The sequence below is a fragment of the Streptococcus chosunensis genome (assembly GCF_003626515.1).
Lineage (GTDB): Bacteria > Bacillota > Bacilli > Lactobacillales > Streptococcaceae > Streptococcus > Streptococcus chosunensis.
The window spans coordinates 434,654-455,311 of the sequence record NZ_RBCK01000002.1 but is presented as its reverse complement, the minus strand read 5'-3'; the positions used below and the strand labels follow the sequence as shown (position 1 = coordinate 455,311).

Sequence of the window (20,658 nt, the reverse complement as noted above, 5' to 3'; positions counted from 1 at the left end):
AAGGCGGTGTCTTAACCCCTTGACCAACGGACCAGAGTTGTTTTCAACTCTTACTATTATACCCACTTTTTAAACTTTGTCAACTACTTTTTTAAATTTTTTTAATTAATTTTACCACTGCTTCAGTTCGAGCGGTGTGTGGGAACATATCGACCGACTGAATATAATGGATATCATAGACTTCTACTAACCTTACTAAATCACGGGCCAAGGTCGAAACATTGCAAGAAATATAGACCATTTTTTCTGGTACATAGGTAAGAATTGTATCTAATAACTTGTCATCCAGACCTGTACGTGGTGGATCTACAATCAAAGCATCTGCTCGGTAGCCTTCCTTATACCAGCGAGGAATAATCTCTTCCGCTGTTCCTGCTTCGTAATGTGTGTTGTCAAATCCCATTCTTTTAGCATTTCGCTTAGCATCTTCAATGGCTTCTGGAATAATATCCATACCTCTGAGTGTTTTAACTTTCTTTGCGAAGGCAAGTCCAATCGTTCCAACTCCACAATAAGCGTCAATCAAATTGTCTTCTTTATCAACATCCAGCGCTTTTACCGCCTCGCTATAGAGGACTTCTGTTTGTTCAGGATTTAGTTGATAGAATGCTCGAGGGGATAGTGAAAATTCATAATCAAGAACACCTTCTTGAATACTCTCTTCTCCCCAGATAATCTCTGTCTTCTCACCATAAATCTCACTGGTTTTAGCCGTATTTGTATTCACAGCTACTGTCACAACTTCTGGAAAATCTTTAACTAAATCTTTTACTAGTTGGGTTAAATTAAGCTGACGGTTTGTAACAATAATAATCTGAACCTGTCCAGTCTTTCTTGCTCGTCGGACCATTATAGTTCTAACACCTAGAACTTTTCTCTCATCCGTAATTGGAATCTGGTGATAAGTAAGTAATTCTGCTAGACGATTAGCAATCACTTGGGTTTCCTTGTCTTGTACCAGGCAGTCTTTCAACTCTACTAAATAGTGAGAGTTTTGTGCATATAAGCCCGCCTTGACCTGATTTTTAAATTTTCGAGTCTGAAACTGTAACTTAGCACGATAGTACTTGGGTTCCTGCATTCCAATCGTCGGGCGGATTTCATAATTTTCATATCCTGCAGGGGCAAATTTTTTTAGCGCTTGGTGAAGTAAGTCCGTCTTGAACTCCAGCTGCTTATCATAATGCAGATGCATGATTTGGCAGCCTCCGCATTCATTGTAAATAGTACAAGCTGGTACAACACGGAATTTAGACTTCTTGTTAACCTTTAGTAATTTTGCTTCAACAAAGTTACGTTTAATAGAAGTAATCTGACAATAGATATCTTCTCCTTTGAGAGCACCAGGCACAAAGACTAAGGTTTTTTGATAAAAGCCGATTCCCTCACCATTAATTCCCATGCGCTTGATTTTTAATGGTATTTTTTGTTTCACTTTCAGATTCATACCCCTATCTTATCACATTTTGAGTTATAATAGAACTATGAAAGTCACAAAACTTGAAAAGAAAAAAAGACTCTATCTGATGGAGCTTGATAATAACGACAAATGCTACATTACTGAAGATACTATTGTTCGTTTTATGTTATCAAGAGATAAGGTTATAAGCCAAGAAGAATTGAAAGAGATACAGGACTTTGCTCAATTTTCTTATGGTAAGAATCTGGCCCTCTACCACCTATCCTTTAAAGTACGCACTGAAAAAGAAGTTAGAGAATATCTGAAAAAATACGATATTGATGAAGACATAGCTTCTCAAGTCATTGATAATCTTAAAGAAGATAATTGGATTAATGATGGTCAGTACGCTTATGCTATCATCAATGCCAATCAACTTTCAGGAGACAAGGGACCTTATGTACTGACTCAGAAACTAGTACAAAAAGGAGTTTCAAAATCTACTATAGCAGAGATTTTAAAAGAATTTGATTTTTCGGAAGTTGCTCAACGTGTAGCTAATAAACTATTGAAAAAACATGAGAGAAAACTTCCAGCTCGTGCCTTGCAAGATAAGATTATCCAGAACTTGACAAACAAGGGATTTTCTTACTCTGATGCTAAAAGTGCCTTTGACGAATTGGATAGCCAAGTAGACGAAGAAACGACTCAGGAACTCATCTTCAAGGAACTTGATAAGCAATATGCCAAGTATGCACGAAAATATGAAGGATACGAACTTAAACAGCGTATAACCCAAGTTTTAGCACGAAAGGGCTACGATTTTTCGGATATAGCAAGCGCTCTCAGAGAATATCTTTAATATTTTCATGTAAAATTCACAGATTTTAGGTAATTTTATGGTACAATAGTAAACGATAAACTTATAAATTGTAGAAAGTTGGTTAGTTATGAAGCTTCCAAAAGAAGGCGACTTTATTACAATTCAAAGTTATAAGCATGATGGGAGTCTCCACCGAACTTGGCGGGACACCATGGTACTAAAAACAACAGAAAACGCCATTATTGGTGTCAACGATCATACACTGGTTACCGAAAGTGATGGTCGTCGTTGGGTCACTCGAGAACCGGCTATTGTTTACTTTCACAAGAAATATTGGTTTAATATCATTGCCATGATTCGCGATAATGGAATTTCCTACTATTGCAATATGGCTAGCCCCTACTATCTGGATGAAGAAGCACTGAAGTACATTGATTACGATTTGGATGTTAAAATTTTTACAGATGGGGAAAAACGTCTCTTGGACGTTGAGGAGTATGAGCGTCACAAGCGCAAAATGAATTATTCTGATGACTTGGACTATATTTTAAAAGAACATGTCAAAATTCTTGTTGATTGGATTAACAATGGACGAGGTCCTTTCTCAGAAGCCTATGTAAATATTTGGTACAAGCGCTATGTAGAACTAAAGAATCGGTAAAGTTGTCAAACTAGGGTGAAAGCCCTGGTTTTTTCATTTGAAAAACCCAACTTTTCAGCTGGGTTGGTCTTTATATATCTAATTTCGTAACAGTAAATTTGATATGGGAATAGTCTTTTTCAACATCCTTATCAAGCATGAACGCTGTGGCATCCTTCTTAACCTGAACCAGATCAATATTCTGGGCTTGGGCCGCATAGACGCATCCACAATAACATTGACGATAGATGTCATACTCTTCACACATCTCTACTGAGCGTTTGTAACCCTGATTTTTCTTAAAATCACTTGGAAGATAGTGGGTTGTGTAAATTTTTTGCACATCGATTCCAATGCTATTAATGGTCTGAGAATTCTTATGAGGACTTATGGTCAAGGCTGAACCAAAGTAGTCAAAGCCCAAATCCATAGCCACTTGCGCTGTCTTATCCAGTCGGTAATCAAAGCAAACCTTGCAACGGTCGCCACCTTCTGGCTCTTCCTCTAGTCCTCTGACTAACTTACGGTATTCATTGGGTTCATAGGGAGCTTCTAGGTACTGAACCGTATTTCCTGTCCGCTCATTGAAATCACTGACAAATTTCTTGGTAACATAAGCTCGCTTATGGTATTCTGCCTTGGGATGGATATTGGAATTGGCAAAATAGATGGTCACATCTGCATACTTGGTCAGATATTCTAGGGTATAGGTACTGCAAGGGGCACAGCAAACATGCATGAGAATAGTTGGCCGTTGCTCATTTTTTTCCCATACTTGTACCATCTTCTGCATGACACGGTCATAATTAATCTTCTGATTGGGGTTCATCTTGCTCAGAATTTCTTCTACATCGATCATGTTCTTCTCCTTTTTCTAGTCTTATTTTATCATATAAGTTAGGAGAGCTCAAATCAATTTAGAAATGAACATCATAAAAAGGAGGAATAGCCATTCCCTCCTTTTGTGTTTTCTATAAAAAGCTTACATCATGCCGCCCATCATGCTTGGGTCCATTGCTGGAGCTGGGGCTACTGGTTCTGGTTTATTGGCTACGACTGCTTCTGTAGTCAAAATCAAGCTGGCTACAGATGCTGCATTTTGTAGGGCTGAACGACTAACCTTAACTGGATCGATAATCCCTTGATCAATCATATCGACCCACTCACCAGTTGCTGCGTTGAATCCTGTACCAACTTCAGCATTTTTCAAACGATCAATAACGATAGATCCTTCAAATCCTGCATTGTGGGCGATTTGACGAACAGGTTCTTCCAAGGCGCGGAGAACAATATTGCGCCCTGTTGCTTCGTCTCCTGTCAATTCCAAATCAGCCACAGCTGGGATAACATTTACAAGAGCTGTTCCACCACCTGCAACGATCCCTTCTTCAACAGCTGCACGAGTAGCGTTGAGGGCATCTTCGATGCGAAGTTTCATTTCTTTCAACTCAGTTTCAGTTGCGGCTCCGACCTTAATAACCGCTACACCACCTGACAATTTGGCCAAGCGTTCTTGTAATTTTTCACGGTCAAATTCAGAAGTTGTAGTTTCGATTTGAGACTTGATAACTGCAACACGATGAGAAATCGCTTCAGGATTTCCCGCACCTTCTACGATAACCGTGCTATCTTTGTCCACAGTTACTCTCGCTGCTTGACCAAGGGCTTCAATTGTCGCGTCTTTCAACTCAAGACCAAGATCTTCTGTGATAACTGTTCCGCCTGTCAAAATGGCGATATCTTCAAGCATGGCTTTGCGACGGTCACCAAAACCAGGTGCTTTGACAGCTACCACGTTGAAAGTTCCACGAATCTTGTTCAAAACAAGAGTTGGAAGAGCCTCGCCATCCACATCATCCGCAATAATCAAGAGTGGACGATTGCTTTGGAGAATACTTTCTAGGAGTGGCAAGATTTCTTGGATATTAGAAATTTTCTTGTCTGTAATCAAAATGTACGGATTTTCAAGGTCAGCCACCATTTTTTCGCTATCTGTTACCATGTACTGTGAAAGGTAACCACGGTCGAACTGCATTCCTTCTACAACTTCAAGTTCTGTTTCCATACCACGTGACTCTTCAATTGTGATGACTCCGTCTTTACCCACTTTTTCCATGGCTTCAGAAATGTATTCACCGACTTTTTCAGAACGAGAAGATACGGCAGCAACCTGAGCGATGGCTTCTTTATTGGCAACAGGAATGGCATTGTTTTTCAAGGCTTCTACTGCTGCGGCAACTGCTGTTTCAATCCCACGACGGATGCCGATTGGATTGGCACCTGCTGTGACGTTTTTGATGCCTTCACGGACGATTGCTTGGGTCAATACCGTTGCAGTTGTAGTCCCATCACCTGCGATATCATTGGTTTTAGAAGCTACTTCTGATACCAATTTGGCACCCATATTTTCAAAATGGTCTTCCAATTCGATTTCTTTGGCAATAGTCACACCGTCATTGGTAATCAAGGGTGAGCCAAATGATTTTTCAAGAACGACATTGCGACCTTTTGGTCCCAAGGTTACTTTAACAGTATCTGCAAGAATATCAACACCACGAACCATAGCTGAACGGGCATCTGATGAAAATTTAATTTCTTTTGACATACTTACTTTCTCCTTCTATTCTTCAATGATTGCCAAGATGTTAGCTTCGCCAACGATGATGTACTTTTCATCGCCATCTTTGACATCAAGACCTGCATGGGCTTCAACTAAGACACGATCTCCAGCTTTAACACTTGGAGCAACCAAGTCACCGTTCAAGGTACGAACACCTTGTCCAGTAGCCACAACTTGGGCTGTTTTGGTTTTTTCTTGGGCTGAGCCTGCAAGGACAAAGCCACCAACAGTTTGTTCTTTTTCTTCGATTTTCAAGACCACACGGTCTCCTAATGGTTTCAACATCTGATTTCCTCCATAATGAGATAGATATCATTAGCACTCTTTGTATTCGAGTGCTAATTCATAGTTCTATTGTATCACTTGGTCAAAAATAGTCAAGAAAAAAGTCTGACTTTCTCAAGATAAAAAGCCTGAGACCAACTCAGACTTTTCAATATTTATACTAGTGAAAATTAGGAAACTAGCCGCAGGCTGCTAAAAACACTGTTTTGAGGTTATAGATAAGACTGACGAAGTCAGTTACCTATATCTACGGCAAGGTGTAGCTGACGTGCTTTGAAGAGTATTAAAATGGCAATTCCTCCTCTTCCAAAACCAAATCCGCTAGGTCTTGACCTGCATTATTTTCACGCATAGCACGTTGGGCACGACTTTCCAAGAGTTGGAACCCTGTCACAAGGACTTCAGTCACATAATTCATTTGACCATTTTTCTCGAAACGACGGGTACGAAGTTCTCCATCCACTGAAATGAGACTACCTTTGGTTGCGTAGCTTGCCAATGTTTCTGCTAATCTGCCCCATAGGACCATATTAACGAAGTCAGCTTCGCGTTCCCCGTTTTGGTCTTTGTAACGACGGTTCACAGCGATAGTTGCTCGCGCTACTGACTTGTCATTGTTGGTTTTGTGCAATTCTGGTGTAGACGTTAAACGTCCAATCAAGATAACTTTATTATACATATTTTCTTCCTCCTACTTATCTATTCGTAGGAAATCAAAAAAAGTTACAGATATTTGTAACTTTTCGAGGAATTTTTTACTTTTTATGAACCATAAATCCAGTCGCTTGTTGATTTGCCATAATTGTCATATCCGTAATCTGCACACGGCGAGGCTGACTGGTCACATAGACTACTGTGTCGGCAATATCCTGGGTTTGCAAGGCTTCTATTCCTTGGTAAACGGACGCAGCCCGTTCTTTATCACCATGAAAACGTACTGTCGAAAAATCTGTTTCAACAATTCCAGGCTGAATGGTTGTAACCTTGATGTCTGTTGCGATGGTATCGATTCGAAGCCCATCCGAAAAGGTCTTAACTGCTGCCTTGGTGGCTGAGTAAACAGCTGCTCCCGCATAGGCATAGATTCCTGCAGTAGAGCCCATGTTGATGATATGTCCTTGATTGGCTTTTACCATTGCTGGCAAGAAACAGCGAGTGACTGCCATCAAACCCTTAACATTGGTATCCAACATAGTCAATATATCTAACTCTTCATAGTCCTGATAGGGTGCTAAACCTAGAGCTAGTCCGGCGTTATTGACCAAGATATCAATCTGCCCTATCGTTTCTAGAATATCGGAGCAGACCGTCTTTACCATGTCCATATCCGTCACATCTAATGAAAAGGTCCAAATTGTTTGATTTGGGAAGGCTTCTACAAACTCCGACTTAAGGGCTTCTAGTCTGTCTGTCCGTCGTCCGGTTAGAACGACATTCTCACCCTGCTCCAAATAAGCACGCGCAATCGCTTCACCGATTCCTGATGTCGCTCCTGTAATCACTACATTTTTTGCCATCTTATTTCCTTCTAGCTGGTCTATCAGATACTAACAAGTTCCTAAGCAGTCCAGTGCTTAGCTGGGTCGAATGGTGTTCCGACAACTTGGTCTTCTGATAACTCAATAACACCACGTTTTTGCGGAGCATTTGGGAGATACAATTCACGAGGGCTGCACATCATCCCAAAACTCTTTTCACCACGAAGTTCGCCTGGGAAAATGAGGTTACCTTTTGGCATCATAGCACCTGGAAGAGCGACAATGGTTTTCAGACCGACACGCGCATTAGGAGCACCTGCAACAATTTGCACAATCTTATCACTTGCGACTGCAACTTGGCAGATATTGAGGTGGTCACTATCTGGATGAGCTACCATCTCGATGATCTCACCGACAACAAACTTAGGTTCTTTGTCATTGATAATTTCTTCTGCAAAGCCTTCCACCTGCAATTCTTGGTTCAAACGAGCGACTTGCTCATCTGATAAAAAGACTTGACCGCGCTCTGCAATTTCAAACCAACTGGAAACTTCGAAAATATTCCAGGCCACTGTTTCACCGTTTTCTTTGAGGAAAACACGAGCCACCTTGCCTTTGCGCTCCACGTCCAGTTTGGCATCTCCACTGTTTTTCACGATGACCATAAGGACATCACCGACATGTTCTTTATTATATGTAAAAATCATTATTTCTCTTTTCTCCTATTTCAGTCCTGCTAAAAAGTCATTGATTTGTTGCTTGCTTTTACGGTCGCGATTAACAAAACGACCAATTTCCTTGTCCTTTTCTAGAACAACCAGGCTAGGAATCCCGTAAACATCCCAGAGTTTAGCTAAATCCATATACTGGTCCCGGTCCACCCGAATAAAGGTGAACTCTGGATTGGTCTCCTCAATTTCTGGCAAGGCAGGATAGATATAACGACAATCGCCACACCAGTCTGCTACAAAAAGAAAGACCTTCTTGCCCTCTTTTTCCACTAAAAATGCTAATTCTTCTAAACTTGCTGGTTGTATCATAAGACTTCCTCCTCATAGACTAGGTCTTCATTTTCATAGACAAAGGTATAATGACGGCCATCCTCAAAAACAACCCCTCCGACAAGTCTTTCTAGACTACTTTCATAAACTTGAACATAGAGGGTCGCAATTTCCCCCATGTCGGAAAAATGGTCTCGCACAATCTCTGTCAACTCTTCCTGAGTTTTCATGAACTTATGGTCATCTGCAACTTTTTTCGTAGCAAGGGCAAGGATCCCAATACCAAGCAGAGCCAGACCTGCCATCCACATTTTTTTAGCTTTCATACCATTCATTTTAACACAAAAAAGGTTTTAGGACAAATGAGGAAGCAGCAGAAAAGCAAGTAAAAATCCTCTTCCTTAAAGGAAAAGGACTTCTTATATTTATTGCCAGGCGCCTGAGTTACCAACGTAGTAACCATCAGGGGTGTAGGTATTGCGAAGCATCTTACCTGATGAAGCCAGATAATACCACTTGCCATTATCTTTGACCCAATCATTCTCAATCATGGCACCAGAAGAACTTACATAATACCATTCTCCCTTGTCATAAACCCAAGCGCTTGCTTTCATGGCACCTGAAGTTGATAAATAGTACCACTTGCCTTGGTCGTAAAGCCAATCACTAGCAATCATGGCTCCTGATGATTTAAAGGCATACCAGTTGCTACCTTGATATAGCCAAGTTTGATTGAACATGACTCCTTTATCATTCATAAAGTACCAAGTCCCCTTGTCATAAACCCAATCCTTCTGCACTAATTGACCTTGTTTTTGATAGTACCAGTTTTGGTTTGATTTTAGCCAGCTTTCTGCTTTTACAATCGGATAAAGCTCTTTGAAAGATCCTCCATCATCATATTTGTGACTGATAGATTTTAGTTTTTCAAGTTTCAACTCGCCATTGCCATAGTCTGCCCAAGCAAAGACTTTTTGACCATTGAGAGTCTCTGGTAAAGTAGCAGTGTAAGTCTTGGTTTGATAATCCCATTTAGCATCGAGGTAAGTGTATTGATTATTTGATTCTTCAATTCGATAGTAACCTCTATTTCCACTATCATCATGAATATTATCCACAACTTTCGTTGACCAGGTCTTTACTTCGTTTCCGCTCTTGGCCTCTACCTTGATATCTCCTCTATAGCCATATGGAACATAGAAATTCAGATAACGCCCCTCTACACCCATCATAGACTTATCTTTTTCTTTACCTAGGAAATTGACTGTCTGATCTTGACCATTGAGACTAACCGTCCACTCGATTTTGTCAGTTTTTGGCAAATCCAAGACTTTGATATCCACTTCATGACCATTGTTAAACCGAAGAATCTTGCCATCTTGATACTGCACTCCACACTTAACAACCCATTCTTCTTTAAGCTCAAATGCCTGCCCTGAATGTGGAAAAGCCAGTAAAGCTAGACCAGCTAGAGATAAACCAAATAATGTGATTTTTTTCATTGTAAATCCTCCTTAGGTGTTGTTATATTAATTATATCACTATGTTTTTATTTTGCAAATCTTATCCTAAATATGCAAGCAAAAAACCTCTGAGATTGGTCTCAAAGGTTCTGATTTTACTAATTGCTGTTCTCAACTGCTGCAGTGACAAAGGCAGTGTAGAGTTCTTCTGGACGGTTTGGACGGCTTGATAGTTCAGGGTGATACTGACATGCTACAAAGAATTTATTTTCAGGGATTTCAACGATTTCGACCAAACGATTATCTGGAGAAACTCCTGAGAAGACAAAGCCTGCTGCCTCAAACTGCTCACGGAAGGCGTTATTAAACTCATAACGGTGACGATGACGGCGTTGCACCACTTCTTGATTGTGATAAGCAGCTGCTGCCTTAGAGCCACGTTTTAACTTAGATGGATAAAGTCCCAAACGAAGGGTTCCACCCATATCCTCAACGTCAATCTGATCACGCATGATATCAATGATAGGGTATTTTGTTTCTGGTGCAAGCTCTGCAGAATTGGCACCTTCAAGACCTAAAACGTGACGAGCAAACTCGATACAAGTCAACTGCATTCCCAAGCAGACACCCAACATAGGAACATCATTCTCACGCGCATAGCGGATGGCTTGGATTTTCCCTTCTGTACCACGTTGACCAAAACCACCTGGTACGATGATTCCGTCAGCATCAGACAAAAGCTCTACCACATTCTCTGCTGTCACATCATTGGCATTGACCCAATTGATTTTAACTTCTGCGTCATTTGCATATCCAGAGTGTTTCAAGGCTTCGACCACAGAAATGTAAGCATCTTGCAACTCCACATACTTACCGACAAGGGAAATTTTAACTTGTTTCTTGAGGTTCATGACCTTGTCCACCATGGCTGACCATTCTGTCATATCCGCTGCTGGTGCGTCTAATTTCAAATGATCACAGACAATCTGGTCCATACCTTGAGCCTGCAAATTCAATGGAATTTGGTAAAGATGTTCAACATCCAACGATTCGATAACGGCTTCTGGTGCCACATCACAGAACTGGGCTAGTTTGTTTTTAATTCCTTGACCAGCTGGCTCTTCTGTACGAATAACCAACATATTTGGCTGGATTCCCAATCCACGCAATTCTTTTACAGAGTGTTGAGTTGGTTTGGTTTTCATTTCACCAGCGGCCTTGAGGTAAGGAAGCAAGGTTGTATGAATGTACATGACATTATCCGCCCCCACATCTGCCTTCATTTGACGAAGGGCCTCTAGGAATGGCAAGGACTCAATATCCCCAACAGTTCCACCGACCTCTGTGATAATGACGTCAGAGTCAGTCGTTAGAGCGGCACGCTTGATTTTTTCTTTCAAAGCATCTGTAATATGAGGAATGACTTGAACAGTTGCCCCAAGGTATTCTCCACGACGTTCCTTACGAAGAACTTCGCTGTAAATTTTACCAGTTGTCACATTGGAATATTTGTTAAGATTGATATCGATGAAACGTTCATAGTGACCCAAGTCCAAATCAGTCTCAGCTCCGTCATCTGTCACAAAAACTTCCCCGTGCTGATAAGGACTCATAGTTCCCGGATCGATATTGATATAAGGGTCAAACTTTTGAATGGTTACTTTGAGACCACGATTTTTCAAGAGACGGCCCAGACTTGCTGCAACAATCCCTTTCCCAATAGACGATACCACACCACCAGTTACAAAAATATATTTCGTTGACATAGATTCCTCTTTCTAAAATGCTCAAGGCCTTGTTAACTACGAGGGGACATAGAAAACAAGACCCTACTAATAAGAATAATCTGGGATGACTGCACCAGATTCACAACCAAAATACAAGAAGATAACTTCTTGAAAAAACAAAAATAGCTCCCTAAGAACTAGGGAGCCCCGACCTCCAAAAGAGGTGCCCGAACAATATGATACCTAAAAATAGGATAATTGTCAATAGCTAACTTTTACTCCCCGATGTTTTCAGCATCATCATCTGAAAACTCGTCGTCTTCTTCGTTGAGATCCACGTCTTCACCCAAGTCATCTGGAGCGATTTCGTTGATTTCTGCATCGTAAGCTTCCACTTCATTTTTCTCATCATCTGGATTTTCATCATCGTATGAAAGAGCTGGATCTGCTTCGTATGCATCTTCGTCTTCTGGGTCATCTGCATTGTAGTCAATAGCATCTGAATCGCCGTCCATGAAAGCATTGACACGTTTTTTCTTAGCTTTTGGTGCTACTTCATCGTCGTCATTTTCTTCAAGAGCGATGATTTCTTCGTCGATTTCATCCACACCATACCATGAACGAAGCCCCCATTTGTTGTCCCCAAGTGAGATGAAGCTACCGTCAAAGTTCAACTCTGTGTAGAACAAAGGTAAAGCTTCGCGGATATCGCTATTTGATGTTCCAAGGTAGTTTTGAATTTCGTTTACAAGATCGCTAAAATGCATCTCATGGTCGCGACCACGAAGTTCCAAGATAGCACGCGCCACCTCAATCATAGATAGTTCACTTTTTTCTTGCCCAGCAAATACTTCTAATTCCAAAGCGTTTCTCCTCATTTATACTACTATCGCCAGAGCGAACAGACTCTGACCTCATTTTATCATTTACTCTTTATTTTACGATAATTTTGCAGAATAGTCAAAGGTTAAGGGGGAGAAAGTGACAGGACTTTTTATTTCTTTGCTACCCAGCCTATGGCATCACTAGGTGGATTTTCAGTATCAATCCAGATGAATTCAATACCAATTTCCCCATTTTTAAACTTAGTCAAACGAATACCGTTGATTTCCAGTTCATTGAGTCGCTGACCTGTTAAGACTTCTCGTTCTTTCAACTGGAAGACTCCTCGTAAAATCCAGTTGCCAAGAATTTCTTGCTTATCGGTAGACTGAATAGCCTTACCAGCTTCTTGATTTATATAGGCGTTAATAACATCACCAGAAGATAAAAAGCGTAGTTTAAAAGTTCTTTCTTCCTTAGATAGAGCTAATTTTTTAGTTCCAGGCTCAAAAGTCCCGAAGCCTGGCCCAAAGAAATCTTGTCTTTCATCGTGAAAGTTTTTCGAGTCAGGCAGAGGAATGTAAACCTCACTAACTGGCCGATAGACGAGTTGTTCAATCTCTTTGATGAGTTTTTTATTGCCAGTATTGTGGACAAAGTGAATCAAGTCCTCACGAATCGCCTTCATCTGAGCTTTTTCTTCCTTGCTAGTCCATTTTTTCAAAAGAATTTCCTCTAGTGAGAAAGTCATAAAAGCTAGTTCTTCTGGAGCCAGACTGTCTTTGAATTTTTCCTGAATCTTTAGAATCCGTGGCAGACGATCTTTCTTAGCTAGTTTTGATCCTCCGTTAAAGGCATTGAAACCAGAGTTTGCTTCCACATTTCCATGTTTGTCTGTAATAACCCAAGACACTGTCTCTAAGATATCAGTTTTATCCTTTTCAGCTGTCAGTAAATGAAGGTTTTCAAAGAGAGAAAAAGGATCTTCAATATAATGGACATCCCAAGTATCTACCACAATGTCTTTATTGTTAAAAGTCATGTGGAGCTGGCTGTCAGCCGCTGTATACTTGTAATGATGTTGTCCATCCGTAAATCTAAAATTGGTGGGATTGTTTTTGGTAGTTGATCCTTCAATGACCAGATTATCAATATCAACTGGCAAATAAGATGTTTCACCGACAAAAATCTTAGGATTTTCTCCCTTTGGTGTCGGCATCAGAACGTGATAGACAGCTTCAACATTGACCGAACCTGAGTTAAAACCCTTAATTTGTGCTTTAGAAGATTCGATTCTCTGATTTCTTAAGGTCGCAATCTTTCGTGCCAACTCTTCATAGCGTTGATAGTTTTGCTTGTCTGCTGTTTCTTTATCAGCAGCAATATCCGCATGAAACTTGATATCACCCAACAAGTCCGTCCAATCTTGAGAGTCCTTCTTAAACTGGGCAATTTTTTGGTCTCCAGAATTGATTCCAAAAGACTTGATACCCACTAGGTATTTATGATTTTCATCCACAACGACAGAAGCATCATAAGAGGTATTGGCAATATCTTCTCCAACCGCATTAAAAGCCTTCTGGAAAACAGTTTCCTGAAATTTAGAATTAACAATTGGAGCAACATAATTCTCTGTTTGTCCATCATCTTCGGATTCAGCCTTTTGAGAAAAAGCTTGACTCAAACTAGCGAAGTTGGTAATTAAGGTTTTGTATTTGTCTTTTTGTTCAGACTTTAGATGTTCCCACATAAGCACCCTCTTTTCTATTTTCAGTATATCAAAAGAAGATTAGTTTTTCACTAACCCTCTTATATATTCGTTAATTAATACTGTAAAATTCGAGATTTCCTCGTTTTTTAATCAATTTTAAATAATCTTCACCAGACAGAACAGCTAAACCATCGTCATAAGACTTGATTTTTTCAAGAGCTTGGTCATAGCTATCTACAAAGTCCTTGACATAGGATTGCCCTTCAAATTGTCCATTCATCTTGGTGTAGATAATGGCAATTTTTCCTGAGCGTGCAAGTTGAGATTGCCCTTGGCTTTCATTTAAAGCCTTGGCAACATTTTCCGCGATACGTTTAATCACGGGAACGACTACGCTATTTCCAGCCTGCTTGTAGAGCTGACCATTGGAAACCCCTTCTGGAATTTTAAATGATTTAGGATAGCCTTGAACATTAAAGGTTTCTTTGGGAGTCAACTTACGAATCTCGCCACTATTTGTCAGAATCAATGGAACATTGTGTCCACCTGTTCCCATATTTGCTGTGAGGGTAGGGACAACGCCATTTTTATTTTCACGGACATACTGACGGCGCCACTGGTAAACCGTGTCTTGACTGGTCACTTCAAACTTCAACTGATCGTAGAAGTTTTGCTTGCCTTCACGGTAGTAATAGACCTCATCTAGCTTATCACCAAAGTTAATCACATCCTGAAGACTCGTAGTCAGCTTGATTTCCTCTGGGAACGCGAACAAATCATAAGCTTCTTGGGTATCAAAACCAACAATGTAGATCCGCTCACGGTTTTGTGGGATATTTCCGTAGTCTTTACCGTTGAGAACCTTCCACTTGATAAAGTAGTTGTTCTCGGTCAAGGCTTCACGAATAACCTTAAAGGTATTACCATGGTCATGACCGACCATGTTCTTAACGTTTTCGATAAAAATAGCGCGAGGTTTGCATCCCTCAATCATGCGAAGCAATTCGAAGAAAAGATCGCCACGATCGTCATCAAAGCCCTTACGATAACCCGCAATACTAAAGGCCTGACAGGGGAAACCTCCCATAATCACATCCACGCGTTCAGCTGGAATATCCTCTGGCTGAACATCGTGAATATCACGACCATCCAAATAGGTATTTGGATGGTTTAACTGATAAGTCTGACGCGCATACTTATCAAACTCATTGGCATACACCACTCTGAACTCGTTGGTCTGTTCAAATCCCAACTCAATTCCCCCAACACCTGAGAAGAAAGCTGCAATGTTGTACTTCTCAGAGCGGTTCGAACTTACAGAATTTGTCATGTAGTAACCTGCTTTCTAAAAATATGATTAACTATACTAGTATATCATTTTTTAAAAAAGACAGAAATATAAACATCTCTCAAATATTTATGATATAATGAATATGTTAAAACAAAGAGGTGCATAATGCCAAATCAAGGAGATCAATTCACAGTAGAACTTAAAGAAACGAACATTGACTGGGGTACTTATAGATATACAAATTCTCGACCTCAGATAACAGGAGAATGCTATATCCCAATTCCAAGTAAAGCCGCACATCAGTATGGAATATTTAATTCTAAACATACTCAAGGAAAAGATGTTTTAGGACAAAATATATTTAATGCTAGATCAACAGATGGATACTTCGTTGGAATAGTAAAATCATCAGGAAATTCTCGGGGTGGAGATCCCTATGCTAAAAATCTTTCTGGTCAAAGAAACTTGAGAGCTTTTAACGACTGGTTCAATCAAATGAATGTAAGTGTTGGAACTAAAATCAAAGTAGAGTGGACTAGTCCTACTGATATTTTGTTTACGATTATCTAAATATAATTACTAAGATGAGGCTGGGCAAAAAAAGTCTCTAAAATCAAAAACGCATAATATCAGGTATTGAAATGTACTGACCCCAAAAAGTTAGACAATTAATTTATCCAAAGGATTTAGTTCTGTATTGTACAGGACTGAGTCCTTTTAGTTTTACCTTAATTCGTTTATTGTTGTAGTAATCAATATAGTCAACAATGGCTTGTTCCAATTGATTAAGTGATTTAAAGGTTTTCTCATAACCATAAAACATCTCCGATTTCAGAATGCCAAAGAAAGATTCCATCATACCGTTGTCTGGACTGTTACCTTTACGTGACATGGATGCTTGAATTCCCTTACTCTCTAGGAACTGATGATAAAAATCGTGTTGATATTGCCAGCCTTGGTCACTATGGAGAATTGTATTTTCGTAGTGCTTCTCTGTGAATGCCTGTTCCAACATTGTTTTTACTTGTTCTAAGTTGGGTGAAGTTGAAAGATTATAGGCGATAATTTCACTATTAAAGCCATCTAAAACTGGTGATAAGTAAAGCTTTTGAGCACTTGCTGGAATGGAAAATTCTGTCACGTCTGTGTAGCACTTTTCTATTGGTTTGGCTGCTTCAAATTGGCGTTGAATGAGGTTATCTGCTTTCTTGCCAACGTCTCCTTTATGAGAAGAATATTTTCGTTTCTGTCGCATTTTAGCTTGTAAATTGAGTACTTTCATCAAGCGTTGAACTCTTTTCTGATTTACCAGATAACCACGATTTCTTAGTTCTAAATGAACCCGACGATAACCATAATTTCCCTTGTGTTCGATAAAAATGGATTGAATTTCAGCTTTAAGTTCTTGGTCCTTATCTGGTTTATCTAGCTGTTTCAAGTGATAGTAGTAGGTTGAACGAGCTAGTTTAATGGCTTTTAGAAGAATATCTAACGAAAACTCAGTCATTAATTCTTGAACAATTTCTGTCTTTCTTCTTTCTCTTTTTCCTCCTTCAATCGGAGTTCTCTTAACTTTTTTAGGACGGCATTCTCCGCTCTCAGATACTCATTTTCTGCTTGAAGACGTTCTAATTCTGTCCTCTCTTCAGGTCTCGTTTTTGGCTTACGTCCCATTTTAGGTGCTCTCCCTCTTGTTTTCTCAACAATAGTATACCCGTTTTTCTTGTATTGTGCTAGCCAATTAAGAAGTATCGTACGACTCGGGAGGCCGTATTCAAGAGAAACTCTATCTTTAGTCCAGCATTCATGTAAGACTTTATGAATCATTTCTTGTTTTAAATCAGGAGAATAGTAACGATTTTTTCCTTTTTTGACGAACTCTATTCCGTAACGATCAATCAATTTAATCATGTACCTAATATTAGAATTGTTTATCCCAAATTTATTTGAAAGCTTCTCTATGCTATATCCTTGTTTTCTAAGTTCATAGATTTGAACTTTATCATCATAAGTTAATTTCATAATAAAAACACCCCAAAAGTTAGATTTTTTCTGTCTAACTTTTGGGGTGCAGTTCAAAAAACCTTGATACTATGCGTTTTATTGTGGAAAGATTTACTTCATTTTCTCCTGAAATTGAGTTTTTGCCCAGTCTTATCTTTTATTCAAGTAATCTTTGTATTCTTCTATCTACATAACTTTCATATAAATCAAAATTTTTAGTAGTTACACTTCCATCATAATATTTTACTAATTCAAAAGGAACTCCATAATCACTCAATTTGCGCCCAATATCAGTCAGAGCATTATACTCTAGCTTTTGCAGAAGAATTTTAATTCCAGTAACATCATCAAAGTTTCTTTTGTAGACCTTTGAATAATGGAATCTATATAGCAAATCAAACACTCCTAAATACTTTACGAGATGATATTTAAATATTGTGTAGATTAATTTTGCAGTTATTCTAATTGCCATATCTTTGTTTTTATTCTGTTCTTTGACATAATAATCAACTATCCCTAAAAAACCTTTTTGTAAAAACTCTGATAACTGTATCACAATTAAAGAAAATTGTTTCTTTCCTACCCTAGTTTCCATTATATGTTTTAAATCTGAATTAGAGACAAAATTATGACAAATATCAACTACTGTTTGAAAACCTTCCCAATGAATTTCTGTGCCGTTGCTCAAATTTAATACCTGCTTCAACTGATCAATTTTATGAAATTCGACTAACGACATCTCTTTTATACGATTATAGATTGAGATTTTCTCCAAAGGGCCTATTGTTTTGTAAGATTGAAAAATAAAATCTGGTAATCCTGATTTTACTTTAGCTTTATTAATTTCAGCCTTGAAATTTTTATCATCATCTGTCAAAAATTCATCAAGTGTTACTTCTAAATCTACATCCGTTTTGTTTCGGTTGTTATCATAATTTTTATGTTCAATTTTGTCCTGTTGCGATTCAATAACAGCTTCAAATTCTTCAGTTAAATCAATGACATTACCACTATAATATACATTAAATCTGCCTGCTCTCCCAGCAATATTTTTAGCATCAAATTGTTTCAATGACTTTATTCCCTTTTTGACAGAAGTAATAATTAAATTTTTTGCAGTCGTATTAACACCTTCAGTAATTGTTGTTGTAGAAAAAAGACATAGTAGATCACCTTTATTAAATAAATTAATCATTTCATTTTGTATATATTTTGGTATTCCTGAATGATGGATTCCAATTCTTTTTTCAAGTGCTTTAAACAGAATCCAATCTGAACCAAAATTTTTTTCTACGTGTTCTAAAAATATAGAATACAATTCATTGTCATCTTTTTTTAATAAAAGTGAATTATATTCAGGATTTCTTAACAAAAAATCTGCAAATCGTTCTACATCATACTTTCTTCCGCAATAAATCAGGGTATTCTCATCTAAATTTATAATAGATTGTGCAACTTTATCTTGCATAGTTGACGTACCAGCTTTTAATCTATGCACTATATTTCCAATTTCAAATTTATTTCTTTTAATATGGGTTATATTTTTTGAAACAATTTCAATATCATTGTATTCTAATTTATTAAATCTATTTATTGAAGTAAAATTATTAAATGAGTTTACTTTAGTTTCTGGTTTTTGAAATTGAATATACGGTCCGGCAAGTAATAAATCCCGACTATTTCGACAAGCGTATTCTAAGGCAAGTCTATATGCAGTATCTCGCTCATTTTCTTCTGGAGTCTCATTATTGATAATAAAATCATTGTCAATTTTATATATTTCATCTACGAATGTAAAATCAAAATTTAAACTATTATTATCTAAAAATGAGAGGTATCGCTCAGGAGTATAGATAAATATATTCTTTTCTCCAAACTCTTCTTTTTTTATTTCACTTAAGCTATGAATTTTATATGTAGAAAAGAACTCATCATTTTGTAGTTTCAACAAATTTTCCGATAATAAACTAATTGTAGGAAATACTAATAATATATTAGAGTAACCCATCTTTTTTATAATAGTATAAACTGTAAAAGTTTTACCGAAAGAAGTTGGCGCAGAAAGAATATATCTATTTTCAGTATTAATTTCAAACAAGTCAGTGACTTCTTTTTGATATTTATGTAGCATCTCATCTTTTACAATTAAAGACGCTTCATTAATAAAAGAACTCATAGATAATAAATTCATGCTCTCTTTATTAATAGTTTTTCCTGCTTGATATTTATTTTCAAGTAACTGATAATATTGTGGAACTCCAGCTTCATTTGCTACATAACGCAAGAAATTTAAATCATTACTTGTAAGTTCATCTATTTTAACAGCGTCGTAATAGTCACAAGTTGCCTTGACAAAGATACCTCTTCTTTCAGGGTATCGTTTGTATAAATTCAATTCCTTAATTAGATGAGCGGTTCTTTCGTTTCTATCCATTCAATCACTTCTTCCTTTAATTTATTAGAATCATCAACAGGTAAGAGCATTACAAATATACTAACCTTTATTTTAATAGCTAAATTTAACGAATATTTTCCTAACTCCCTATTGATTTTATCTACGCTGGATGCAATTGATTTTTCGTAACCGTAGGTTTGCTGTTTTTGATATGCAATAAAAACAGGATACACTAATTCAATATTATTATTTTGTAATTCATCGGTAAGAATAATATCAGGATTATCTTCCCATTTTGTAATTATTCCTTCTAAAATTGGATGCAAATGAGAGATATTATCTTTCTCATTAATAATTGCAAACATATGATTATTCAAATAGTCATCTGAAATAGAATAATTTATCTTGGAAAGTACAGAGTTGATTCCAGATGTAAAACTTTGATGAAATTTTGCTTCTCCAAACCAGAGCTCTAAATTTCCTTTATTATCAATAATATGAAAAGCATCAAACCCTTTTGGTTCAGACTTTTCAAGAGGTGAATAAAAATAACCTCTAGCAATTAGAACATCAGTATAAAAATAATTTCTTAAAAATAAATCTAAAAGTACTTCCCCATAAAATCCGTATTGAAGTTTTGTTTGAAAGAAATCATTTTCATTATATTTTAATTTAGTTTTGATCACCTTTGTTTGTTCTCTATCCAAATTATCATAATCAATCTTAAATTCATTCTCAGCGAATTCAACAATTCCATTATAAATTATCTTTGAAATGTCATTATCATTGCCTTTAAAACAATATTCATCCTTTCCAGCAGTTGTTAAATTACTCTTATTAATTGAAGTTACTTGTTCTTGTTCGTCAGTAAGTATAATAGGAAAAGTATATTTTACTATTGCACTATTTATTAATTTTCTAAGATTATCTCTCAATATCCCACTCCCGACCCAATAGATATTGATTTCATTATACCAAAAAACACGGCTCATCACCGTG

The 20,658-nt window shown here is 37.8% G+C and carries 20 protein-coding genes; 3 read left to right on the top strand and 17 right to left on the bottom strand.

Annotation, left to right across the window (positions count from 1 at the left end):
* Positions 1–91: 91 nt before the first annotated feature.
* Complete coding sequence (gene rlmD / locus D7D54_RS08185; protein ID WP_120719195.1) at positions 92–1,447, bottom strand: 23S rRNA (uracil(1939)-C(5))-methyltransferase RlmD; 1,356 nt, start codon at positions 1,445–1,447, stop codon at positions 92–94.
* A gap of 37 nt (positions 1,448–1,484) precedes the next feature.
* Here rlmD and recX point away from each other — a divergent pair, with 37 nt between their 5' ends.
* Both recX and ntdP read left to right on the top strand, forming a co-directional pair.
* Positions 1,485–2,261: a recombination regulator RecX gene (gene recX / locus D7D54_RS08180; protein WP_120719194.1), complete on the top strand. Its 777-nt coding sequence runs from the start codon at positions 1,485–1,487 to the stop codon at positions 2,259–2,261.
* Positions 2,262–2,349: 88 nt separating this feature from the next.
* The gene (gene ntdP, locus D7D54_RS08175) at positions 2,350–2,883 is read left to right on the top strand and encodes a nucleoside tri-diphosphate phosphatase (RefSeq protein WP_000775316.1); all 534 of its coding nucleotides are present in this window, start codon (positions 2,350–2,352) and stop codon (positions 2,881–2,883) included.
* A gap of 70 nt (positions 2,884–2,953) precedes the next feature.
* On the opposite strand, the gene D7D54_RS08170 is transcribed toward ntdP, so the two are convergent.
* From D7D54_RS08170 to D7D54_RS08110, 13 genes are all read right to left on the bottom strand, one after another.
* Positions 2,954–3,721: an epoxyqueuosine reductase QueH gene (locus tag D7D54_RS08170; RefSeq protein ID WP_000567569.1), complete on the bottom strand. Its 768-nt coding sequence runs from the start codon at positions 3,719–3,721 to the stop codon at positions 2,954–2,956.
* 123 nt (positions 3,722–3,844) lie between these two features.
* Complete coding sequence (gene groL / locus D7D54_RS08165) at positions 3,845–5,467, bottom strand: chaperonin GroEL (protein WP_120719193.1); 1,623 nt, start codon at positions 5,465–5,467, stop codon at positions 3,845–3,847.
* Positions 5,468–5,482: 15 nt separating this feature from the next.
* A complete protein-coding gene (gene groES / locus D7D54_RS08160) occupies positions 5,483–5,767 on the bottom strand; it encodes a co-chaperone GroES (RefSeq protein ID WP_000917323.1) in 285 nt (94 codons plus the stop codon).
* 283 nt (positions 5,768–6,050) lie between these two features.
* A complete protein-coding gene (locus D7D54_RS08155; protein ID WP_000282442.1) occupies positions 6,051–6,446 on the bottom strand; it encodes a single-stranded DNA-binding protein in 396 nt (131 codons plus the stop codon).
* A gap of 76 nt (positions 6,447–6,522) precedes the next feature.
* Positions 6,523–7,284, bottom strand: a complete 762-nt coding sequence (locus D7D54_RS08150) for an SDR family NAD(P)-dependent oxidoreductase (protein WP_120719192.1) — start codon at positions 7,282–7,284, stop codon at positions 6,523–6,525.
* 41 nt (positions 7,285–7,325) lie between these two features.
* Positions 7,326–7,952 (bottom strand): YtpR family tRNA-binding protein, encoded by a 627-nt coding sequence (gene ytpR, locus D7D54_RS08145; protein ID WP_120719191.1) that lies wholly within the window; start codon positions 7,950–7,952, stop codon positions 7,326–7,328.
* A 15-nt stretch (positions 7,953–7,967) separates the two neighbouring features.
* Positions 7,968–8,285: a thioredoxin family protein gene (locus D7D54_RS08140; RefSeq protein WP_120719190.1), complete on the bottom strand. Its 318-nt coding sequence runs from the start codon at positions 8,283–8,285 to the stop codon at positions 7,968–7,970.
* Entirely contained in the window at positions 8,282–8,581 is a 300-nt protein-coding gene (locus tag D7D54_RS08135) for a DUF4651 domain-containing protein (RefSeq protein ID WP_120719189.1), read from the bottom strand. Before D7D54_RS08135 ends, D7D54_RS08140 begins: the two co-directional genes overlap by 4 nt.
* Positions 8,582–8,671: 90 nt before the next feature.
* Complete coding sequence (locus D7D54_RS08130; RefSeq protein WP_162496608.1) at positions 8,672–9,748, bottom strand: N-acetylmuramoyl-L-alanine amidase family protein; 1,077 nt, start codon at positions 9,746–9,748, stop codon at positions 8,672–8,674.
* 119 nt (positions 9,749–9,867) lie between these two features.
* Complete coding sequence (locus D7D54_RS08125; RefSeq protein ID WP_120719188.1) at positions 9,868–11,475, bottom strand: CTP synthase; 1,608 nt, start codon at positions 11,473–11,475, stop codon at positions 9,868–9,870.
* 236 nt (positions 11,476–11,711) lie between these two features.
* Entirely contained in the window at positions 11,712–12,299 is a 588-nt protein-coding gene (gene rpoE, locus D7D54_RS08120) for a DNA-directed RNA polymerase subunit delta (RefSeq protein ID WP_020902489.1), read from the bottom strand.
* A 131-nt stretch (positions 12,300–12,430) separates the two neighbouring features.
* Positions 12,431–14,008, bottom strand: a complete 1,578-nt coding sequence (locus D7D54_RS09315) for a hypothetical protein (protein ID WP_020902488.1) — start codon at positions 14,006–14,008, stop codon at positions 12,431–12,433.
* Positions 14,009–14,078: 70 nt separating this feature from the next.
* Complete coding sequence (locus D7D54_RS08110; protein WP_020902487.1) at positions 14,079–15,299, bottom strand: DNA cytosine methyltransferase; 1,221 nt, start codon at positions 15,297–15,299, stop codon at positions 14,079–14,081.
* Between the two features lie 126 nt (positions 15,300–15,425).
* Between D7D54_RS08110 and D7D54_RS08105 the strand changes: the two genes are divergently transcribed.
* Positions 15,426–15,830 carry a hypothetical protein gene (locus D7D54_RS08105; protein WP_020902486.1) on the top strand — a complete coding sequence of 135 codons (405 nt, stop codon included), beginning with the start codon at positions 15,426–15,428 and terminating at the stop codon, positions 15,828–15,830.
* Between the two features lie 103 nt (positions 15,831–15,933).
* On the opposite strand, the gene D7D54_RS08100 is transcribed toward D7D54_RS08105, so the two are convergent.
* From D7D54_RS08100 to D7D54_RS08090, 3 genes are all read right to left on the bottom strand, one after another.
* Positions 15,934–17,282 (bottom strand): IS3 family transposase gene (locus tag D7D54_RS08100; protein ID WP_120719025.1). Its coding sequence is split into 2 segments (ribosomal slippage): positions 15,934–16,841 and positions 16,841–17,282, totalling 1,350 coding nucleotides; the frame shifts between segments, so codons are not numbered across the junction.
* Between the two features lie 139 nt (positions 17,283–17,421).
* On the bottom strand, positions 17,422–19,698 hold the full coding sequence (locus D7D54_RS08095; protein ID WP_020902209.1) for a helicase-related protein: 2,277 nt from the start codon (positions 19,696–19,698) through the stop codon (positions 17,422–17,424).
* The gene (locus D7D54_RS08090) at positions 19,668–20,594 is read right to left on the bottom strand and encodes a Hachiman antiphage defense system protein HamA (protein ID WP_031237743.1); all 927 of its coding nucleotides are present in this window, start codon (positions 20,592–20,594) and stop codon (positions 19,668–19,670) included. Before D7D54_RS08090 ends, D7D54_RS08095 begins: the two co-directional genes overlap by 31 nt.
* Between the last annotated feature and the right edge of the window lie 64 nt (positions 20,595–20,658).

Excerpts from the sequence above, each read along its gene's own strand:
- rlmD (WP_120719195.1), bottom strand. The coding sequence starts at position 1,447 with ATGAATCTGAAAGTGAAACAAAAAATACCATTAAAAATCAAGCGCATG.
- recX (WP_120719194.1), top strand. The coding sequence starts at position 1,485 with ATGAAAGTCACAAAACTTGAAAAGAAAAAAAGACTCTATCTGATGGAG.
- ntdP (WP_000775316.1), top strand. The coding sequence starts at position 2,350 with ATGAAGCTTCCAAAAGAAGGCGACTTTATTACAATTCAAAGTTATAAG.
- D7D54_RS08170 (WP_000567569.1), bottom strand. The coding sequence starts at position 3,721 with ATGATCGATGTAGAAGAAATTCTGAGCAAGATGAACCCCAATCAGAAG.
- groL (WP_120719193.1), bottom strand. The coding sequence starts at position 5,467 with ATGTCAAAAGAAATTAAATTTTCATCAGATGCCCGTTCAGCTATGGTT.
- groES (WP_000917323.1), bottom strand. The coding sequence starts at position 5,767 with ATGTTGAAACCATTAGGAGACCGTGTGGTCTTGAAAATCGAAGAAAAA.
- D7D54_RS08155 (WP_000282442.1), bottom strand. The coding sequence starts at position 6,446 with ATGTATAATAAAGTTATCTTGATTGGACGTTTAACGTCTACACCAGAA.
- D7D54_RS08150 (WP_120719192.1), bottom strand. The coding sequence starts at position 7,284 with ATGGCAAAAAATGTAGTGATTACAGGAGCGACATCAGGAATCGGTGAA.
- ytpR (WP_120719191.1), bottom strand. The coding sequence starts at position 7,952 with ATGATTTTTACATATAATAAAGAACATGTCGGTGATGTCCTTATGGTC.
- D7D54_RS08140 (WP_120719190.1), bottom strand. The coding sequence starts at position 8,285 with ATGATACAACCAGCAAGTTTAGAAGAATTAGCATTTTTAGTGGAAAAA.
- D7D54_RS08135 (WP_120719189.1), bottom strand. The coding sequence starts at position 8,581 with ATGAATGGTATGAAAGCTAAAAAAATGTGGATGGCAGGTCTGGCTCTG.
- D7D54_RS08130 (WP_162496608.1), bottom strand. The coding sequence starts at position 9,748 with ATGAAAAAAATCACATTATTTGGTTTATCTCTAGCTGGTCTAGCTTTA.
- D7D54_RS08125 (WP_120719188.1), bottom strand. The coding sequence starts at position 11,475 with ATGTCAACGAAATATATTTTTGTAACTGGTGGTGTGGTATCGTCTATT.
- D7D54_RS09315 (WP_020902488.1), bottom strand. The coding sequence starts at position 14,008 with ATGTGGGAACATCTAAAGTCTGAACAAAAAGACAAATACAAAACCTTA.
- D7D54_RS08110 (WP_020902487.1), bottom strand. The coding sequence starts at position 15,299 with ATGACAAATTCTGTAAGTTCGAACCGCTCTGAGAAGTACAACATTGCA.
- D7D54_RS08105 (WP_020902486.1), top strand. The coding sequence starts at position 15,426 with ATGCCAAATCAAGGAGATCAATTCACAGTAGAACTTAAAGAAACGAAC.
- D7D54_RS08095 (WP_020902209.1), bottom strand. The coding sequence starts at position 19,698 with ATGGATAGAAACGAAAGAACCGCTCATCTAATTAAGGAATTGAATTTA.